At 39.2% G+C, this 19836-nt stretch carries 23 protein-coding genes; 4 read left to right on the forward strand and 19 right to left on the reverse strand.

Annotated elements, in window-relative coordinates; translation table 11 throughout:
- Positions 1 to 84 precede the first annotated feature (84 nt).
- The 7 genes from AXE83_RS06890 to AXE83_RS06920 all read right to left on the reverse strand — a co-directional run bounded on the left by AXE83_RS06890 (position 85) and on the right by AXE83_RS06920 (position 5117).
- Positions 85 to 1140, reverse strand: coding sequence for a BMP family lipoprotein (locus AXE83_RS06890; RefSeq protein WP_060955897.1), 1056 nt, complete (start codon positions 1138 to 1140; stop codon positions 85 to 87).
- A 90-nt stretch (positions 1141 to 1230) separates the two neighbouring features.
- On the reverse strand, positions 1231 to 1620 hold the full coding sequence (locus AXE83_RS06895; protein WP_060955898.1) for a cytidine deaminase: 390 nt from the start codon (positions 1618 to 1620) through the stop codon (positions 1231 to 1233).
- Complete coding sequence (deoC, locus tag AXE83_RS06900) at positions 1607 to 2269, reverse strand: deoxyribose-phosphate aldolase (RefSeq protein WP_060955899.1); 663 nt, start codon at positions 2267 to 2269, stop codon at positions 1607 to 1609. Before deoC ends, AXE83_RS06895 begins: the two co-directional genes overlap by 14 nt.
- A gap of 17 nt (positions 2270 to 2286) precedes the next feature.
- Complete coding sequence (locus AXE83_RS06905) at positions 2287 to 3570, reverse strand: pyrimidine-nucleoside phosphorylase (protein WP_060955900.1); 1284 nt, start codon at positions 3568 to 3570, stop codon at positions 2287 to 2289.
- Positions 3567 to 4157 carry a class I SAM-dependent methyltransferase gene (locus AXE83_RS06910; RefSeq protein ID WP_150114537.1) on the reverse strand — a complete coding sequence of 197 codons (591 nt, stop codon included), beginning with the start codon at positions 4155 to 4157 and terminating at the stop codon, positions 3567 to 3569. Before AXE83_RS06910 ends, AXE83_RS06905 begins: the two co-directional genes overlap by 4 nt.
- Before the next feature lie 107 nt (positions 4158 to 4264).
- On the reverse strand, positions 4265 to 4543 hold the full coding sequence (locus AXE83_RS06915; RefSeq protein WP_060955901.1) for a hypothetical protein: 279 nt from the start codon (positions 4541 to 4543) through the stop codon (positions 4265 to 4267).
- A gap of 169 nt (positions 4544 to 4712) precedes the next feature.
- On the reverse strand, positions 4713 to 5117 hold the full coding sequence (locus AXE83_RS06920) for a hypothetical protein (RefSeq protein ID WP_000698113.1): 405 nt from the start codon (positions 5115 to 5117) through the stop codon (positions 4713 to 4715).
- 201 nt (positions 5118 to 5318) lie between these two features.
- Between AXE83_RS06920 and coaA the strand changes: the two genes are divergently transcribed.
- The 3 genes from coaA (at position 5319) to AXE83_RS06935 (ending at position 7117) form a co-directional block, all read left to right on the forward strand.
- Positions 5319 to 6239, forward strand: a complete 921-nt coding sequence (gene coaA, locus AXE83_RS06925) for a type I pantothenate kinase (protein WP_060955902.1) — start codon at positions 5319 to 5321, stop codon at positions 6237 to 6239.
- 52 nt (positions 6240 to 6291) lie between these two features.
- Positions 6292 to 6540: a 30S ribosomal protein S20 gene (gene rpsT, locus AXE83_RS06930; RefSeq protein ID WP_029689628.1), complete on the forward strand. Its 249-nt coding sequence runs from the start codon at positions 6292 to 6294 to the stop codon at positions 6538 to 6540.
- Positions 6541 to 6604: 64 nt separating this feature from the next.
- Positions 6605 to 7117, forward strand: coding sequence for a DNA topology modulation protein (locus AXE83_RS06935; protein WP_060955903.1), 513 nt, complete (start codon positions 6605 to 6607; stop codon positions 7115 to 7117).
- A gap of 230 nt (positions 7118 to 7347) precedes the next feature.
- On the opposite strand, the gene AXE83_RS06940 is transcribed toward AXE83_RS06935, so the two are convergent.
- From AXE83_RS06940 to AXE83_RS06985, 10 genes are all read right to left on the reverse strand, one after another.
- Complete coding sequence (locus tag AXE83_RS06940) at positions 7348 to 8079, reverse strand: NAD-dependent protein deacylase (protein WP_060955904.1); 732 nt, start codon at positions 8077 to 8079, stop codon at positions 7348 to 7350.
- A gap of 229 nt (positions 8080 to 8308) precedes the next feature.
- The gene (gene deoD / locus AXE83_RS06945) at positions 8309 to 9019 is read right to left on the reverse strand and encodes a purine-nucleoside phosphorylase (protein ID WP_049502964.1); all 711 of its coding nucleotides are present in this window, start codon (positions 9017 to 9019) and stop codon (positions 8309 to 8311) included.
- 408 nt (positions 9020 to 9427) lie between these two features.
- Positions 9428 to 10708 carry a chloride channel protein gene (locus tag AXE83_RS06950; RefSeq protein WP_060955905.1) on the reverse strand — a complete coding sequence of 427 codons (1281 nt, stop codon included), beginning with the start codon at positions 10706 to 10708 and terminating at the stop codon, positions 9428 to 9430.
- Positions 10709 to 10710: 2 nt separating this feature from the next.
- Positions 10711 to 11520 (reverse strand): purine-nucleoside phosphorylase, encoded by an 810-nt coding sequence (locus tag AXE83_RS06955; RefSeq protein WP_060955906.1) that lies wholly within the window; start codon positions 11518 to 11520, stop codon positions 10711 to 10713.
- On the reverse strand, positions 11520 to 12077 hold the full coding sequence (locus AXE83_RS06960; RefSeq protein WP_060955907.1) for a DUF1697 domain-containing protein: 558 nt from the start codon (positions 12075 to 12077) through the stop codon (positions 11520 to 11522). Before AXE83_RS06960 ends, AXE83_RS06955 begins: the two co-directional genes overlap by 1 nt.
- A gap of 1 nt (position 12078) precedes the next feature.
- Positions 12079 to 13290: a phosphopentomutase gene (locus AXE83_RS06965; RefSeq protein WP_060955908.1), complete on the reverse strand. Its 1212-nt coding sequence runs from the start codon at positions 13288 to 13290 to the stop codon at positions 12079 to 12081.
- Between the two features lie 12 nt (positions 13291 to 13302).
- Complete coding sequence (rpiA, locus tag AXE83_RS06970) at positions 13303 to 13986, reverse strand: ribose-5-phosphate isomerase RpiA (RefSeq protein ID WP_060955909.1); 684 nt, start codon at positions 13984 to 13986, stop codon at positions 13303 to 13305.
- A gap of 105 nt (positions 13987 to 14091) precedes the next feature.
- On the reverse strand, positions 14092 to 15021 hold the full coding sequence (locus AXE83_RS06975; protein ID WP_060955910.1) for a peptidase U32 family protein: 930 nt from the start codon (positions 15019 to 15021) through the stop codon (positions 14092 to 14094).
- Between the two features lie 238 nt (positions 15022 to 15259).
- Positions 15260 to 15940, reverse strand: coding sequence for an ABC transporter ATP-binding protein (locus AXE83_RS06980; protein ID WP_060955911.1), 681 nt, complete (start codon positions 15938 to 15940; stop codon positions 15260 to 15262).
- A 13-nt stretch (positions 15941 to 15953) separates the two neighbouring features.
- A complete protein-coding gene (locus tag AXE83_RS06985; RefSeq protein ID WP_060955912.1) occupies positions 15954 to 17009 on the reverse strand; it encodes an ABC transporter permease in 1056 nt (351 codons plus the stop codon).
- Positions 17010 to 17370: 361 nt separating this feature from the next.
- Between AXE83_RS06985 and AXE83_RS06990 the strand changes: the two genes are divergently transcribed.
- The gene (locus tag AXE83_RS06990; RefSeq protein WP_060955913.1) at positions 17371 to 17646 is read left to right on the forward strand and encodes a DUF3270 family protein; all 276 of its coding nucleotides are present in this window, start codon (positions 17371 to 17373) and stop codon (positions 17644 to 17646) included.
- A gap of 109 nt (positions 17647 to 17755) precedes the next feature.
- On the opposite strand, the gene AXE83_RS06995 is transcribed toward AXE83_RS06990, so the two are convergent.
- Positions 17756 to 19090, reverse strand: a complete 1335-nt coding sequence (locus tag AXE83_RS06995; RefSeq protein ID WP_060955914.1) for a sensor histidine kinase — start codon at positions 19088 to 19090, stop codon at positions 17756 to 17758.
- Positions 19083 to 19754: a response regulator transcription factor gene (locus tag AXE83_RS07000; RefSeq protein WP_000590624.1), complete on the reverse strand. Its 672-nt coding sequence runs from the start codon at positions 19752 to 19754 to the stop codon at positions 19083 to 19085. Before AXE83_RS07000 ends, AXE83_RS06995 begins: the two co-directional genes overlap by 8 nt.
- Positions 19755 to 19836 lie beyond the last annotated feature (82 nt).

Genomic DNA, 19836 nt, shown 5'->3' on the forward strand with positions numbered 1-19836 from the left:
CAAGCTCTATTGAGACAAAACAATTTGTCTCAATTCTTAAAGAAGCGGCCACAGGCCGCTTCCCTAAGAAATGACTTTTATCTATTATTTTTCAGGAACTTTGATGCTGCCATCTAGGATTTTAGCTTTTGCATCTTCAACAGCTTTTTTACCTTCTTCAGAAAGGTTAGTTGTTACTAGATCAACCCCTTTATCCTTCAATGAGTAAACGATCACTTGACCGCCAGGGAATTCACCTTTTTCAGCTTTGTTTGCGATATCTTGAACTGTTGTTCCGACTTGTTTCAAAGTAGAAGCAAGTACGAAGTTTGATTCTTTACCGTCTTTAGAAGTATATTTACCTTCGTCAACTTGGTCACGGTCTACACCGATAACCCAAACTTTTTCGCCTTCGTTTTTGCTTTCATTCAAAGATTTAGCTTCTGAGAAGACACCTGCACCAGTACCACCAGCTGCTTGGTAGATTACGTCTGCACCTGCAGCGTATTGAGCTGCAGCGATTGTTTTACCTTTAGCAGCATCACCAAATGAACCAGCGTAGTCTACTTGTACTTTGATAGATGGGTCAACTGACTCAACACCAGCTTTGAAACCAGCTGCGAAACGAGAAATAACTTCAGATTCCATACCACCTACAAAACCAACTTGTTTTGTTTTAGTAGTTTTAGCTGCTGCTACACCTGCAAGGTAAGCTGCTTCGTTATCAGCAAATGTTACGCTTGCTACGTTCTTTTGATCTTTAATCACATCGTCGATCAAAACATAGTTCAAATCTGCATGTTCTTTCGCTGCTTCTTCAACTGCATTGTGAAGGGCAAAACCAACACCGAAGATCAAGTTGTAGCTTCCTGCTGCTTGGTTCAAGTTGTTAGCGTAGTCAGCTTCACTTGTTGATTGGAAGTATGTGTATCCTTTATCTTTTGCAAGATTGTGCTCTTTACCCCAAGCTTGAAGACCTTCCCAAGCTGATTGGTTGAATGATTTATCATCAACACCACCAGTATCTGTAACGATAGCTGCTTTAGTCTTCACATCAGAAGAAGATGAAGCTGCGTTACGAGAAGAGCGATTACCACATGCAGCAAGTCCAAATGCTGCTACTGCAACTAGACCAAGGCCTAGCCATTGTTTCTTGTTCATTACTGAACCTCCTAAATAAGATGCGCAACGAAGTTGCAAGTATGGATTGATTGGCCACAAGGACCCTTGTCACTCAAAGAGTGACACAGACTAATGCAAGTCTGTAAATGAGTATGGAAGTAATTCCCCGACCGTCATCTCGACCGTCGATTTATCTTTGGCAACTAGAGTCACCTTTAGATCTTGTTCAAAAAATTCGACCATGACTTGGCGACAAGCTCCGCAAGGAGAAATAGGTTTCTCAGTTTGACCATAGACAATCAATTCTGAAAACTCTCGTTGTCCTTCAGAAACCGCCTTAAAGATTGCAGTTCTTTCGCCACAGTTGGTCAAGGGGTAGCTAGCATTTTCAATATTGCATCCTGTATAAACACTGCCGTCCTTGGCAACCAAAACAGCTCCAATCGGAAAATGTGAATAAGGAACATAGGCATTTTTACTAGTCTCAATCGCTAAGTCAATCAACTCAGTAGTCGCCATCTGCTAACTCTCCTTTTAAGATTGCTACGCCAGAAGATGTTCCGATACGAGTAGCTCCAGCTTCAACAAAGGCAACTGCATCTGCATAAGAACGAGCTCCACCAGCTGCTTTGACCCCCATATCAGGACCAACTATCTGACGCATTAATTGAACATCTGGCAAAGTTGCACCACCTGTTGAGAAACCTGTTGACGTCTTGACAAAGTCTGCTCCTGCTTTCTGAGCTAGCTGACAAGCTAGAACTTTTTCTTCATCAGTTAACAAACAAGCCTCGATAATAACCTTAACGAGTTTATCTCCGCTTGCTTCAACAACAGCTCGAATGTCTGACTCAACTACTGCAGCATTTCCTGATTTGAGTGCACCAACATTGATAACCATATCAATTTCGTCAGCACCATTTTGGATTGCTTCTTTGGTTTCATAAGCTTTGACTGCTGAAGTTGTAGCTCCAAGAGGGAATCCTACAACTGTACAAACCTTGACATCAGTATCTGTTAGACCAGCTTTTGCATGAGAAACCCAGCAAGGATTGACACAAACACTGGCAAAATCATAGTCTTTAGCTTCAGATAACAAACGATCGATTTGTTCTTCTGTTGCATCTTGTTTTAAAAGCGTATGATCAATGTATTTATTTAATTTCATTTCGGTTTTTCCTTAAATTAGGAGATGATTTCAATGATTTCACGCGTTTTTATCGCTTCATCACTTATCTTAATTTTAACATAATTTTGGAAATCTGTAACTAGTTCCGGAGAAATTTTCCCATTTGTATATACTTTTGCGACAATTTCACCCTTTTTGACTGATTCTCCAACTTTCTTCTCAAAAACGATACCTGTCTCATAGTCAAGAGCATCTGTTTTAACGGCACGACCAGCACCCAATCTCATAGCAAAAAGACCAAACTCCATGGCTGGAAGTTCTGCGATAAGTCCGTCTTCTTGAGCAGGAATATCAACTACATGGTCAACTTTTACTGGACGATAGAGGTCTTCTAGGTCTCCACCCTGAGCTAGAACCATCTCTTCAAATTTCTTGAGAGCCTTACCATTTTCAAGATGTTGCCTTACTACCTCAATAGTTTTTTCAACATTTGCTAATGATAACATAATCTGGGCCAACTCACAGATAAAGTGGCTAATATCTTGACGGCCTTTACCTTGAAGAATTTCCAGAGCTTCTAGGATTTCTAAACGATTACCAATGGCACGTCCCAAAGGTTGACTCATATCAGTAATAACTGCTACTGTCTTACGACCTACAGCCTTACCAAGGTTTACCATGGTTTGAGCCAGTTGGCGTGCCTCATCAACTGTCTTCATAAAGGCACCTTCACCCACTGTTACATCAAGTAAGATAGCATCAGCTCCAGCTGCAATTTTTTTACTCATGACCGAACTAGCAATCAAGGGAATAGTATCCACTGTTGCTGTCACATCACGAAGGGCATAGAGAAGCTTATCCGCCTTAACTAGTTGATCCGACTGACCAATAACTGAAACCCCAATATCTTGAACTTGTTTGATAAATTCATCCTGACTTTGTTCAATCTGAAAACCTTTGATGGATTCTAATTTATCGATAGTACCACCGGTATGCCCCAAACCTCTACCACTCATCTTGGCCACTGGGACATCAAAACTAGCTACCAATGGTGCTAGGATTAAAGTTACCTTGTCACCAACACCACCCGTAGAGTGTTTATCAACCTTCACACCATTTATAGCAGACAAATCAAACTCCTGGCCTGTCTTAACCATATTCATGGTTAAATCAGAAATTTCTCTCGTGGTCATTCCTTGGAAGTAAACTGCCATGGCAAATGCTGACATCTGGTAGTCAGGAACAGTTCCTGCGACATAGCCTTCAATCAACCATTGGATTTCGTTCGAACTGAGTTCTTGCCCGTCTCTTTTTTTCTGGATTAGATCTACTGCTCTCATTCTTTTACACTTCTAAGGATGTAATATCCCTTATCTTTCTTTACAACCTCACAATTGCCAAATACGTCTTCCATCTTACTTTTGGCACTTGGGGCTCCTTGTTTTTTCTGGATAACAATAGTCAAATCTCCACCATCTACTAAAAAGTCTATACTTTTTTCGATGATTTCGTGGACTACTTGCTTGCCAGCACGTATAGGAGGATTCGAAATGACATGGTCAAATTGTCCTTCTACCTGCTCATAAATATTAGACTGGAAGATAGTCGCTTGAACCTTGTTTTTCATTGCATTTTGCTGGGCTAAATCCAGAGCACGGTTATTGATATCCACCATTGTCGCTTGGACACCATAAGCCTTAACCAAAGACAAACCTATTGGACCATAGCCACAACCAACATCAAGAATTTTTTCACCTTTTTCAACATCAAGGCATCTTAACAACAACTGACTTCCAAAGTCAATCATTTTTTTGCTAAAGACACCTGCATCCGTCAAAAAGGTCATCTTTTGCCCAAGTAGCTCAACTCTAAGCTCATGAACATCATGGGCTGCGTCTGGATTTTCTGCATAATACATTTTACTCATGATACTATTTTACCATAAAAATAAGTTATTTGTAAATCGTTTACAAAGGTATCAAGCCCTTAAATCACATTGTATTTTTTCAAAAATAATATAAATTCGGATTAACATTAGGGACCTAGTAAAAAGCTCCCCACTGCCATGGTAATCGGAAAAGCAAAGATACAAGCTAAACCAAAAAAGAAGAGCCACCACTTTCTTTTAAAGAAAGCTAACACAAGGTAGCCAAGTCCTATGAGTGGCAATAAGATAAAAAGGACAAAAATAGTCCAGTTATAGGAGTAAGGTCCTATTGAAAAGGAGAAATTCACCCAGTTTGGTGATAACCATAAAACAACTACAAATAGGTTGATAAAAACCAGTATTTTTTCTCTTAATCTAGCTTTCATCTTAGCACCTCCTTTATAGATTTTCCCACTTATATTTTAACAAAGAGAGCGCTATTCTTCAATCTCAATCAATTATTGGAAACGAATGACAAGTCATTGGGAGCTACAAGGTATCACAGTCAGGATAAAACAACAAATTTATTGTCTATAATCAGACGCATTTTGATTACTATTGCTTTACCTTCAAATACTTAATTATCAACAGTATTCCCAATAAGATGTTTAGATAAAAGCCCAACTGATAAGTTTGTGTTAGGATTTCCAAACTTGTCCACAGTCGTATCAAATCTTCTATTGACATGCGGAATAAATAACCCTCTGTAGCAATCCACAAAATCAAAAATAGATAACTACTAGCAGCAAGCCATTTCGTCCACCGTTTTTTTAGTAAGAAAGCAATTAAGAGCGAACAGATAAAGACAGCTGTTACAATAGCATGTTCCATCAAAAAAGTAAAACCGTAATAGGTTTCCACAAAGCGTCTACCATTATCTGCATTGGCTCCTTTTATAAAAGGTAAAGCAAAACTTAAAATAAAACAGAGTTCCAATATGTAACTTTTTAAGATTTTCATAGTACACCTCCTATAAGTTGTGAACTAAAAAGCCCCCTTTATTAGCTGATAAAATCAGGAGAAACCAGCTCCTACTTCATCAATAATTTGTTCATCCTCTATCTACTTATAGTATATACTACCGACTTACCACATTCAAGAAACCGCTTCATTTTTTTAGCTTTTTATGGTATGATAGACAAAATATCTAGGGGAAGACAAATGACCAACGAATTTTTACATTTTGAAAAGATAAATCGCAAAACTTGGCAATCCTTGCATCGCAAAACAACTCCTCCCTTGACCGAGGAGGAGTTAGATTCTATTAAGAGTTTCAATGACCAGATTAGCCTACAAGATGTTACTGATATCTATCTGCCACTGGCACATCTGATTCAGATTTACAAACGTTCCAAAGAAGATCTTGCCTTTTCAAAAGGCATTTTCCTTCAAAGAGAGAGCAAAAAACAGCCCTTTATTATCGGAGTTTCTGGAAGTGTTGCCGTAGGTAAATCAACCACTAGTCGTCTCTTGCAAATTTTGCTTTCTCGTATAGTCCCTAGAGCAAGTGTTGAACTGGTTACGACGGATGGTTTTTTATACCCAAACAGTGTCTTAATTGAGCAAGACATTCTCAACCGCAAGGGTTTTCCTGAGAGCTACGACATGGAAGCTTTGCTCAATTTCCTAGACCAACTCAAAAATGGACAGGATGTTGATATCCCTGTTTATTCCCATGAAATCTATGATATCGTGCCAGGTCAAAAACAACGAGTAGAAGCCACTGATTTTGTTATTGTTGAGGGAATCAATGTGTTCCAAAATCCACATAATGCCCGTCTCTATATTACTGATTTCTTTGACTTTTCAATCTATGTCGATGCCGCTGTCGAAGACATTGAAAGTTGGTATTTGGATCGTTTCTTAAAACTTCTTAGCTTTGCTCAAGATGATCCAGGCAACTATTACTATCGTTTCACTCAACTTCCTCTTAGCGAAGTCAAGGATTTTGCCCACCAAGTTTGGACCAGTATCAACCTAACCAATCTCCAGAATTACATTGAACCGACACGAAATCGTGCCGAGGTCATTCTCCATAAATCTAAAAATCACGAAATTGATGAAATTTACTTAAAAAAATAATTTCCCCTTGTCAAAACGTAAGTTTTCAGATATAATGGTATAGTTAGTAAAAATGGAGGTAAGAACATTGGCAAACATTAAATCAGCTATCAAACGCGCTGAATTGAACGTTAAACAAAACGAAAAGAACTCAGCTCAAAAATCAGCTATGCGTACTGCTATCAAAGCTTTTGAAGCAAACCCATCTGAAGAACTTTACCGTGCTGCCAGCTCAGCTATCGATAAAGCAGAAACTAAAGGTTTGATCCACAAAAACAAAGCTAGCCGTGATAAAGCACGTCTTGCAGCTAAACTTGGTTAATCATTAACTGCATACAAAATGAGCTCCTCGGAGCTTTTTTTGTGCACATTTTCTGGAGGTTATTATGAAAATAGCTATCATTGGATATTCTGGATCAGGCAAATCCACTCTTGCAGAAAAACTAGCTAATCACTACTCTATCCCCAAACTTCATATGGATACTCTCCAATTTCAGCCAGGGTGGCAAGATAGTGACCGCGACTGGATGCTGAACGAAATGAAAACTTTTCTAGCCAACAACGAAAACTGGGTCATTGATGGCAACTACTCTTGGTGTTGCTATGAGGAAAGAATGGAGCAAGCTGACCATATCATCTTTTTAAACTTCTCTGCTTGGAATTGTCTGCTAAGAGCCTTTAAGCGGTATTTAAAGTACAGAGGAAAAGTGAGAGAAAGTATGGCAGCGGGATGCCCTGAGCAATTCAATTGGGAATTTATCCGTTGGATTCTCTGGGATGGACGTACAAAAAATGCTAAGGAAAGATACCAATACTTAAACAATACTTACCCAGAAAAGATGAGCATTCTCCATTCTCAAGCAGAGATTGATTGTTTTTTGCGATCTTTAAAAAAGTAAACAATATAGTAGCATTTCATTAAAATCAGCATGTACTGATTGACTAAAAAAGGAAGATTTTCATCCAGAAAGTCTTCCTTTTTTCCTTTTATTCAACAATTAAAAATAACTCAAGCAATTTATAAATCAACAATAAAGTTCCCCTAGAAATGAAGAGAATCTTGTTCATAGTTTCTGAGTTCGTGATACAAAAAAACTGAAGGAAGTATAGTCCTACTTCTTTCAGTTTTTTATTGTCTCAATTTAGAAAAAACTTCTCCAATCTTACCTTCGATAACTAAATCTGCTTTGCTATCTTGAGGAGTGCTGGACTTGTTGATAACGACAAGATTTGACCCTGAAAAATAATTGATTAGGCTAGCTACAGGATAAACGACTAAGGAAGTTCCACCAATGATCAATAAATCTGCTTGCTGAATGACTTGGGCTGCTCGACTAAAAACATCCATATCCAGAGGTTCTTCATAAAGGGTTACGTCAGGTTTGACCACCTTACCACAATCTAAGCAGTAAGGAACTGGACCTTCAAGTGCCAAAAATGCAGTCAAATCATAAAAGCGATGACAGCCCAAACAGTAATTACGATCTGCACTACCATGCAGTTTCAAAACTTTCTGAGATCCTGCCATTTCATGGAGGCTATCGATATTTTGCGTCACAATCGCCTTTAATTTGCCTGTTTTTTCCAACGATGCTAGATAATCATGTGCTAAATTCGGCTTGGCATCTGGATAGACCAGATACTTTTTGTAGAAATCAAAAAAATCCTCTGGATAGCGCTCAAACATAGTGCGTGAAACCAGTTGCTCGGCAGTAAAATGGCGACCTAGTTTCAGACTATAGATACCATCTGAACTACGAAAATCTGGAATATTTGACTCTGTAGAAACCCCTGCACCACCGAAAAAGACAATTCTCTGACTTTGATCAATAATACCCTGTAGTTGTTCAATTTTATCCATTCTGTACTCCTAGGAATTTTCAAGTTAAAAAGTTGAAAGCCTTGACTTCTTGTCAACTTGGCTTCCAACTTCATTTGATTATGATTTAGATATTAAACTGACTAGTCTCGGTCCTTTGACACAATTAGGCTTTCTTCAATTTCCTTATTCTTACCTATTTCAGGATTGATTCATTGTTGATGGTTATCATTTTGAGAACAAGAGAAATCATTCTGAATATAGCCTACCTTTAGTCAGCAATCAATGTTTCCAAACCAACCTTCATCATATCAGTGAAGGTGTTTTGACGTTCTTCTGCAGTTGTATCTTCATCTGGATTAACCAAACTATCTGAAATAGTCATGATAGCAAGGGCATCAACATGATGTTGAGCTGCAAGATAATACAGCGCTGCCGCTTCCATTTCCACCGCTTTTACTCCCCACTTACCAAGCTCAATGTTCTTATCACCATAGTTAGAATAGAAAACGTCTGATGATAAGACATTTCCGACGTGAGTAGTCATACCAAGGTCTTTGGCAATGTGGTAAGCCTTGTCTAAAAGATCAAAGCTAGCAATTTGTGGGAAATCGTATTGAGGCCAATCGTTGCGGATGATATTTGAATTGGTAGCAGCAGCCTGTGCTAAAACCAATTCACGGACATGAACATCCTCATTCAAAGAGCCCGCAGTTCCAACACGAATCAATTTTTTCACTCCGTAGTCAACAATTAACTCACGCGCATAGATAGAGATGGATGGCATTCCCATCCCAGTTCCCATGACAGATACACGGTGACCCTTGTAAGTTCCAGTGTAACCAAACATGTTACGCACTTCGTTAAAGCAAACAGCATCTTCTAAAAAGTTCTCAGCGATAAATTTCGCACGAAGAGGATCTCCAGGAAGAAGAATTTTATCAGCAATTTCACCCTGCTTAGCAGCAATATGGATAGACATAATTTATGATACAAAGAGCGACCAGAAAGCGACTGAAAATTAGGAATCTGACGAGAAATCCTGATTTCTCAGTTAGATTATCTATTTTCCGAGCTTTCCGCTCGTGTTCAAATTAGAACACACGCTCTACCTTTCTTTTTTATTAATAGGACAGGCGACAGAGAACAAAGTAAAAATAGGAAACTGACGACGCATCACAGATGCTAGAAAGTTTATCTTTTTTACACAATTCTCCGCCCGTATTCAGTTCAGCTAATACGGTTAACCCATCCTTTCTGTGTGTATTTTTTGTTTAGAAAAGTTTTCCGCTCGTGTTCAATTAGAACACACGCTCAACCTTTCTTTATTAAATGATATTGATTATAAATTTAAAATATATTTTGGATTAGAAAAACTAGAGTATTCTTATTAATTTTCTATTATCCTTGTCTTTAGTCGTAAGTATTTCTCCAAAGGGATTCGGTCCAGCATCTTAGCAAAACCAAATGCCAAGTAAGCAGTCACCAAAAGAATAGGTATAGCCTCAAATGACTGACCAGTGAACCCCATTACCAATCCACTTGCAGATAGGGGTGCCTTCAAGGTCACAGCTAAAAAGCAAATCGAACCTAATAGTAAGACTGCTGGCTGGTTGCCACTACCTAAAATCATGGTCAAGAGTGCAGCTCCTGCTATCCCCAAGGCAAAAGATGGGGTCAAGGTACCGCCATAGGCACCTGCCCAAAGGGTGACTAAAACGACCAAGGCTTTCAAGACAAATAAAAGGATTACCGTCTTGGCATTACTGCCGTTTAAAATCTCCTGAGCCATCATACGCCCATTACCAAGTAGATGAGGTAAATGGCTAGCCAATCCAACAAGGAAAAGGAATGTTATCGGCAGTGTATAGAGTATCCGCTTGTTCTTTATTCTCTTTGAAGAAGCTTGTTTGTTGAAGTGAGCAAAAAGCCAAGCGAGTGGAGTCAGAAAAAGAACTAATAGGGGAACAAGCCACATATCACCTAGTGACCAAGTCAGAATTGGAAGCTGGTAGAGAGCATGATCTGAAACAACAAAGCCTGCTGTAAAGGCTGATACATATGTAGTCAGACCGACCAAGAAAAAACGTTTGACAGATAAAGCAATTCCCAAGGTTTCAAAAACGAAAAACACACTCGTTAATGGAACCTGATAGACAGCCGCTAAACCCGCACCAGCTCCACAGGCAATGAGAAAGATTCGGTCCTTCACGGAGAGAGAAAAAATATTGGCAATAGGTCTTGAAAATAAAGCTCCAATCTCCCGTGGTGCAGCTTCCTTACCGATAGGTGCCCCTCCTCCAACCGCAATAATCTGCCAAATTGAATGAACTAGCTGTTTTAAAAAATGAAGTTTGTATTGTGATGTTTCATCTTTCATCTGCGCTTTGATGGAAAAAATCTTTGCTTTTCTTTGCAAGAAATACCAGATCAAGGCAGAACTGACACCCACGATGATTAAACTGAAGCCTATTCGTGATGAAGCAACACCATCTGTCAAGAATCCAGTGTTATGCTCTGTCTGACCAAAAGCAATCCCTTCAACCAGCTCTAAAAGATAATGGAGCAAAATTCCGAATATACCTGTAACTAGCCCTAGCATGATAACCGCTAGGACTAATTTGAGGTTATATGGGATTTTCTGAAGACTCCTCCTCAACTCATGTACCATGATTATAATTCAGCAAGAATCGCTTTCAGCAAGCCTTTAAAGTCGCCTTTTACACGTTCGGTCACTTCTACCACTTCTTCGTGGTTGAGTTCTTCTTGGAAACCAGCCGCAAAGTTGGTAATACATGAAATACCAAGAACCTTCAAGCCAGAGTGTGCTGCAACGATAACTTCAGGAACGGTTGACATTCCGACAGCATCTGCACCAAGTGTCTTATAAGCACGGATTTCAGCTGGAGTTTCATAAGTTGGACCAGTTACACCGATATAAACACCGTCATCAAGTTTAACACCAAGCTTTTCAGCAACTGCATGAGCTGTAGCACGATATTCTGGAGTGTAGGCTTTTGACATGTCTGGGAAACGTGGACCGAAGTCATCTAAGTTTTCACCGATTAGAGGGTTTTGGCCTGTCATATTGATGTGGTCAGTGATAGCCATCAAAGTACCAGGACCAAAGCCGATACCTCCAGCAGCGTTGGTTACAATCACACCTTCACAGCCCAAAACTTTCATGACACGAACTGGGAAAGTAACAACTTCAAGCGGATTTCCTTCATAGAAATGAAAGCGTCCTTGAAGTGCTAAAACCTTACGTCCTGCAAGCTCACCGTACACCAATTTTCCAGCGTGTCCAACAACAGTAGAACGTCCCCAGTTTGGAATCTCAGCATAGTCTACCACAACTGGATTTTCGATTTCTTCAGCAAGTTCTCCCAGTCCTGATCCAAGAATCAAGCCGAACTCTGGTGCTTCTACTCCCTTTTCTTTTAAGAAAGCAGCTGTTTCATTGATTTTATTTAAAAATGTCATTAGGTATCTCCTTCTTTATGTTTTAAAAATTGACCGATTTTGTCAAAGGTTTTTGCATTTCGAATCGTAATATTACGATAGAAAGGCATCTTAAGCAGGTACTTGTGATAGGCTGTTTTGCTATAGGTTTCTTCTGAGAATTTGCCCCAGAAGATTCCCAGTTTCCCGAAATGAAGCACTTCATCTACCAGTTCCATACTTTCGACTTTCTCGATGACTTGCTTGATATCCAGTCCCTCAGTATAAAAGAGAACATCCTTTCGAGCCATTTCTTGGAACCACCATTCCGGAAGAGTTCTAAGCTCCTCTTCGTAATCTTCTTGACTTAACAAGGAAAAATGTTGGATAAATGGATAATGCTTGTCAAAGAAAGCCTGTAAGATCTCCACTAGTTGAGTCTTCGAGATACTTGTGTCAAAGAAAATATTGCCACTATTGATGTAGGTTTCAACATTTTCCAATCCCAACTCTGTCAATTCTTGACGAAGCTGGGCCATGACCACCTTATGTTTCCCACCGACATTGATCCCTCTAACCAGTAATGCCAAGCGAGTCATCTTAAACCAATTTATCTAAGAAGCTTTCACCAATCATAGCTTTATCAACGCCAAAGTTATCAGCGATTGTCGCAGAAATATCAGCAAAATGACCGATTGGTAGGTGTCCATTTCCTTTTAATGATGGGCTGTAGGCCAAAAGTGGAATGTATTCACGAGTATGGTCTGTACCTGCATAAGTAGGGTCATTACCATGGTCAGCAGTAATCATAAGTAGATCATCTTCACGCATAGCTGCGATGATTTCTGGCAAGCGTTCGTCAAACTCGTGCAAGCAATCACGGTATCCATGGGCATTGCGACGGTGACCGTAAAGAGCATCAAAGTCTACCAAGTTAGTGAATGAGAATCCTTTTTCAAACTCAGCAAGTCCCATCGTCTTAATCAAGGTATCCATACCGTGGCTATTTGACTTATTGTGGCCCATATCGTGGTTAATACCAGCACCGTTGAAGATATCGTTGATCTTACCAACCGCATAGGTATCAATACCAGCTTCGTTCAACTTATCCAAAACAGTCGGCGCAAATGGTGATACAGCCAAGTCACGACGATTTGCAGTTCGCGTGAAGTTTCCAGGCTCCCCAACATAAGGACGTGCAATGATACGACCTAGAAGGGCTGGACGTTCCAATGTGATGGAACGAGCGTACTCACAAATACGGTAAAGTTCATCCAAAGGAATGATATCTTCATGGGCTGCAATTTGAAGAACAGGGTCAGCGGACGTATAAATTATCAACTCACCAGTTTCCATTTGACGTGGTCCAAAGTCATCGATGACAGCTGTTCCTGAGTATGGTTTGTTGGCTTCACGAATAACCTTACGTCCTGAAAATTCTTCGATTTTAGTAAGAATTTCTTCTGGGAATCCATTCCAGAAAGTATCAAACGGTTCAGTAATATTAAGCCCCATGATTTCCCAGTGACCGGTCATGGTATCTTTACCTAGTGACACTTCCTCAAGTTTAGTGTAGTAACCGCTAGGATTTGCCTCTGCAGGAACCGTTTTAAGGGCTGTCTCACGTTCAATATTCCCAAGACCAATCTTAGCCATATTCGGTACATTTAAACCAACTGATTTAGAGATGTGTCCTAATGTATCAGATGCTCCATCTGGAACCCCTGCATTGACAAAGTTATTAGCATCTGGTGCCGCACCGATTCCTACAGAATCGAGTACCACCAAGTGAATACGTTTAAATTTTGACATCATTTGCCTCCTTTATTTCCCTTTTGTTGAAGTTAAAACCTGAACGCCAGCTTGTCCTGCAACGATCACTTTATCAACCATTTGATTAAATAAACCGTGCTCAACAACACCAACCTGAAGATCCAATTGACGACCAAAAGCGACCGGATCTTCAATAACACCTAGATCCAGATCAATGATAAAATTCTGCATATCCGTCACAAAGCGTTGGCCATTTTTTTCACGAAAACTTGGCTTATAACCAGCTTTTTCAAAACGACGGAAAACCTGTTCTGCTCCGTATTGGACAACTTCGACAGGTAGTTTGAAAGCGCCCAGTTTCTCAACCATCTTGCTCTCATCTACCACCCAGATATACTGTTTAGTTGGTGTCGCAACTACTTTTTCCATTAGAAGTGCACCACCGCCTCCTTTGATACCATTAAACTGAAGATCCACCTCATCAGCTCCATCAACAGTCACATCAACCTCATCCACCTCATCGATAGACTTAAGCGGTATATTCAATCCTTGTGCCTGTTTTGTCGTTACACTCGAAGTTGTTACGGCTGTAATTTGAAGTCCTTCCTCCTTGATTCTACGTCCGATCTCCTCTACGAAATAATAGGCAGTCGAGCCTGTTCCAAGTCCTACAACCATTCCATCGGTTACGAACTCAGCAGCCTTGATGCCTGCTATTTTTTTCAGATTTTCCACTTAAACACCTCCAAACAAAAAGCTACTTTTATTATAACATGAATACGCTTTAAATTCATCCTTGCACTAGAAAAACCCGAACATTTTATTTCGGGTTTCTGATTCTTATTTAACCATGTCAGGATCGTAGTCATAAAATCCTGTGTCAAGGAAACGATTTTGGGGATGGAGTTTACGGACTTGCTCGTCCAACAAGAAGGCTTGGTCATGCGTAATGCTTCCCTCTTGAATCAAGCTACGGGCTTGGATGAAGAGTTTTGCAATCTCAACAAAATCTTGACCTGGAGTATAAAGTCCTTCTAGTTTCCAATGAGTGAAACCATGCTCTACCAACTCTGGCAATTTTGTCATCAAATCGAGGTCGTTATTGGCAAAAATGTGAGTTCCATGATTATCTTCAAAAATTGAGTAGTGACTATCTGGATCACTAGGCTCTGCTAAGAAGAGGTCGCGTTGACGTGTTTTTTCATCATCAATCTGAGTAAAATTATAGTAATTCTGCAGGAGTGGACGCTTAGAGTGGTGGATGACACTAGCACCGTAAACTAAAACTTCAGCAGGAATTTCCAAAATTTCAGGCATTTTAAAGAGTTCAGCTGATGGAATTTCACGAGCCAATACTGCCTCAGAAGCGCCAGCCTTTTGTCCCCAGAAATTAATCTGACGGCTACTAGTTACCATGGTTGAGGCATCATAGATGGTTTTAAAAGAATAACCATCACGATTGACAACATAAAAGACACCCGCATCTCCAACAGTAATGTAGTCTGTTTTAATTTCTTCCAAGAAATCAAGGAAGGGTTTGATACGATCCATCATATCCTGATGCATAAGAGCATTGACCGCTACGATCAATTCCTTACCTGCATCATGAACCAGACCAGCGATGGTTCTCAGTTCATCATAAGAAAAAGTCTTTGGTAGGCGAAGTCCAAAATCTTTCTCACCGACATAGATGCGGTCAACTCCCGCCTCTAGTAATTCTTTTACTTGTTCAATGCTTTCAGCAGTTGCTGTAATAATAATCTTTTCCATAAGAAAAATTATACCACATTTCTGAAAAATCAGCTATGGGCAATCTATTTTTTAAGAAAAGTTAGTTTTTTCCCCTTCACTTTTATACTCAATGAAAATCAAAGAGCAAACTAGGAAGCTAGCCGCAGGCTGTACTTGAGTACGGCAAGGTGAAGCTGACGTGGTTTGAATTTGATTTTCGAAGAGTATTAGAAAAAGAAAAGTGAACCACCTTTACTAGAGTTCACTTTATATTCTTTTATGCTTGTATTTCTTCAACAAGGTGACCATCATTCATGATAAAGACACGGTCCACCTTATCAAGAAGTCTGGTGTCATGCGTAATCATCACTACTCCTCTTCCCTGCTCATGGGCAATTGATGCAAGCATATCCGTCACTTGGTAGGCTCTTTGGGTATCAAGACTGGCTGTTGGTTCGTCAGCAAGTACGATGCTAGGATTGTTATAGAGAGCTCTGGCAATTGCTGCACGTTGACGTTCTCCACCTGACAAGGCCTTTGGATAATGATTTTGAACTTTGTTCAGATCCAACAAATCAAATAACTGTTGACGGTCACTTTTCGTAGATTTATCTTTATCTAGTCGATCAATTAGGTCTAATTGTTCCTTAACGGTTAAAAATGGAATCAGATTTGAAGCCTGTAAAATAAAACCAAATTCCTTAAACCGAAGATCTGTTTTCTCTTTTTCAGTCAAATCACCAGTTTCTGTTCCCTTAACTAAAATCTTACCACCTGAAGGCTCCTGCAACTGTCCTAAGGTGGTCAAAAAGGTTGTTTTACCAGATCCAGAAGGACCAACTATGGCAACAAATTCACCAGCATTTAGTTGAAAGTTCGTCTCGTGTAGGGCAACGACTTTCATATTTCCTTCTCCGTAGCTTTTCGTCACTTGCTTCATTTCTATCAATGGTGTCATATAAGTCTCCTTATCATTCTGCAATAGCCGTTATAGGATCAACTTTGAGCAAACGAGGGAGAGAAATCACTCCTCCAAGTAGTGCCATCAAACAAATTCCCAAACTCAATCCTAAATATGCTAACCAACTTGGATAGAAAATGAAGGTTGCAGGTAGAACAAGGATAACACCTACAATCGCCAATAAGGCTAGACCGATCCCAAAACCTGCCAGCAATATAATTTGACAAAAAAGCGACCAAACAATGGTTCTAGCCTGAATTCCCTGGGCTCTCATAATCCCATAGAGGCCTAGTTTTTGAATGGTAATAATATAAATAAAAATACCAATAATCAGGCCTGATATGATAATCATCGCTAAAATCATTCCTGAAAATACGTTTACTTGAGGTGTATAGCCCGGAATATGGGCAATCATGTTTTGAATGGTTAATTGACTTAAACCGTCCGCGGATAACTGAGCATCATTTTTTAAGACCAAGGCAGAAATAGCGCGACCTGCATTCAGACTACCTTGCAAGGTCCAATAGCTAGTCAAATTTGTAAATACTACAGGTTCTGTAAAAAATTTATTCCCTTTCGTAAGTCCAACGATGGTATAAGAATTTTCACTTCCATTCAGTTGAATGACATCGCCTAGTTTAATTCCATAGTTTTCTAAAGACTGATCCACGACAACTTCATTGTCACTTTCTGGGTAATGGCCCTCAATCAAGGAAGGAGAGATAAAACTGTTCCAATCCTGTGCAAAAATAGAGATGTTTACCTTCTCACTATCATTGACGAGATTTGTCACCGCAAACATATACCCCAAAGGTACTACATCTTTTGAAACCTGATCCTTATAATTCTTTTCTGGAATAAAGGATGCTGTCAGATTATCATTTGCATAATCTGATAAAACAATCCCTGTCGCTTTCCAATTATCCACGGCTGCTCTATTATTTCTAACGAGCCCCAGAGCTAAACTTGTCATAAAAAAGACCATAAACGCTATTAGAAAGATCGTCGTTAAAATCAAACTATAACGAAGTTTATTTTTTAAAATTTCCTTGATTGCAAGATACACTGCAAATCTCCTTTAACTTTTCTAAGAGTGGTAAAAGCTCACTCAATTTCAAAAATAAAAGACAGAAAAATCTGTCTTTCTTGCAAATCTTCTCTTCCATCCTACTAAGTGGATATAAAACTATAGTAGAACCAACAATTACGATCTAGATTTGTTTCCATTATCCATTTTCATCCTCATAACAAAAAGTTGAACGGTCAAGATGTTGTGAGTTGTCCACCCATCCTATCACCTTTAGGTATGAGTGTCAAGAAATTTGTTTCATCATTTGATAACAGACTTTATTCTTTTTGTAACCTTACTGTAATAATTTTTTTCTTGAAAAATGGTAAAATGAAAGAGTACTGTTAAGGAGAGAATCATGCCCGTAAGAAAATATCAACCGTATGAGTTTGAAGAAGAGGAAACTCAAACAACGCCATACCAAGACTATGTTCCAGAAACCACTTCCGTTGCTAGTTTGAAGGAAGTTCTTTTCTTTGTAAACATTGCTTGTTTTTGCGTCTTTTTGGCCTTGTTTAGCTTTATCTTTTTAGCCCTCAAGTTCAATACAGTCTTAGCTTTTAGCCTAGCAATTGCCTTGAGTTTAGCAGCATCAAACGTTCAACGTTCGATGATTAAGAAGAAATTATATTAGATTCAAAAGGTCGGGATTTTTGTCCCGACCTATTTTTTCTACGATAGCTAAAGAGCTGCGACTAGATAAGCGATACTTGGTCTACCGCTTTCTAAGTCACAGCCTTTTCTTATTTATTTTTACGCTTGGATGGTGTTTGGATAGCGATCTTTACTTCAAAAATCGTACCATGAGGTTTGTTATCTTTGACACTGATGGTTCCTTTAAGAGCATCGACAATCTGTTTGGCTAAGGATAAGCCTAACCCAAAACCACCTTTTTGCCGAGTACGAGCCTTATCAACCCTGTAAAAGCGATCAAAAATTTTCTTTTTATCTACTGCAGAAATACCAATTCCATCATCAGCTACTGACAAATAGAGATTACGCTCCGTCGTAGCAATGACAAAATGGATATCTCCTTCTTCTTCTGTGTACTTGACAGCATTGTCAAACAAGATAGTCATCAGTTGTTTAAGAAGAAGCTTATCTGTTATGATGGTCCGATGGATGCGATTTTCAAAATGAAAAGCACGGTTATTTTCAGACGCAATCATTTCATAGTTGGTAAAAGTTGTATTAAAGAAGGCTGGCTCTACCTCTCCTAATTCCGGTTTAATGCCGTCATCACGACGAGCTAAATTAAGGAGATTAGTCGTTAAAAAGCGCATATTACGAACTTCTTCTAGACTAGAAGCAATACTCTCACTTGACTCCATAATAGTTGCCTCAGGTTTTCTGAAAAGAGTTTCTAGTCGATTTTGCAGAACAGCTAATGGAGTTCGTAACTCATGACTGGCATTTTCCACAAAACTCTGTTGCTTTTGCATGCTTTCAAGTAAAGGTTTAACACTGACACGCGCAAGATAAAGGCTGGCAATAATGGATAAAATCCAGAAGCTAGCCATGACTACCACGATTAATTGCTCATTGTTTTGACTAGTTTGCTCTATCTGACTGGTATTTATCAAAACCGCTGCATACTTAATATTGGTCGAGACAGAATCGATATTTATTTCAGATAGAATCACTCGGTAAATCTCGTCCTGACCATAACTATTCTGAACATGAAGTTGTCGAATATGATTCAAATCCTTTTTATTAAAAGTAATCTTATCAAGACCTAGAAAGCGGTTGCCAGTCACTAATTGATTCAAATTTGAATCTAACAATATCACTTCTGTATTGGAACTAACCGTTGGTTTTTTTTCAGAAGCTGGAGCAACATTGGCACTACCTAAATCCTTAACGTCCTCAGTTGCACGATTGACTGCCAATTGAATAACGTCCTGAGGATTTTTGCTCAGTGATAAGAGTTTTTCATCCACCGATGTGTAGAGACTGGAGTGCATAACCTGCAAGATAATCAAGGTCATAGCAGAGAAAATCAGAGTAAATACTCCAAAGTTACGGATAAAATAACTGAAATCCTCCGCATACCAATTCTTTTTAATTTTTTTAAACATGTTTTAAAATATACCCAACACTACGCAAGGTTTGGAGGTTTTCAGCAAAGACTGAGCCCTTCAATTTCTTACGAACTTTTGATACATAGACTTCTACCACGGAGATGGTTGTGTCACTGTCAAATCCCCACAAACGGTCAAAAATTTGTGTTTTTGGTAAGATAACATTTTGATTTTGGAGGAAATAAACCAAGAGATCAAATTCTTTACCCAATAGTTCCACAACAGTATCATTAACTCTAACCTCATTGGTAGATAGATTAACCGTCAAATCACCATAAGAGAGGGTATTTTCATTGAACTTACCAGAACGTTTGAGCAGTGCTTGGATACGCATCTTGAGCTCTTCTAGATAAAATGGTTTTGTTAGATAATCATCTGCCCCAAGCTCAAATCCATGTCCCTTATCATCAAGACTTTCCTTGGCTGTCATGATCAGAACAGGAGTCGAAATTCCTTTTTCACGCAATTCTTTTAAAACTTGAAACCCATTTTTCTCAGGTAACATCAAGTCCAATAAAATCAAGTCATAAACGCCACTTTCAGCCTCATAAAGACCTTCTTCACCATCAAAAACCTGCATGACATCCGCAAAATCATCCAAAAAATCAAAGACTGAATTTGATAGGCCTAGGTCATCTTCCACTAATAGAATCTTGATCATCAAAAATTCCTCCTTATTACGCCTATTATAGCAAAAATATCTTAAAAAAAACTCAACTTCCCTTGTTTTTCCAAGAGAAAGT

Origin of the sequence: Streptococcus sp. oral taxon 431 (genome assembly GCF_001553685.1) — a bacterium.
Taxonomy (GTDB): domain Bacteria; phylum Bacillota; class Bacilli; order Lactobacillales; family Streptococcaceae; genus Streptococcus.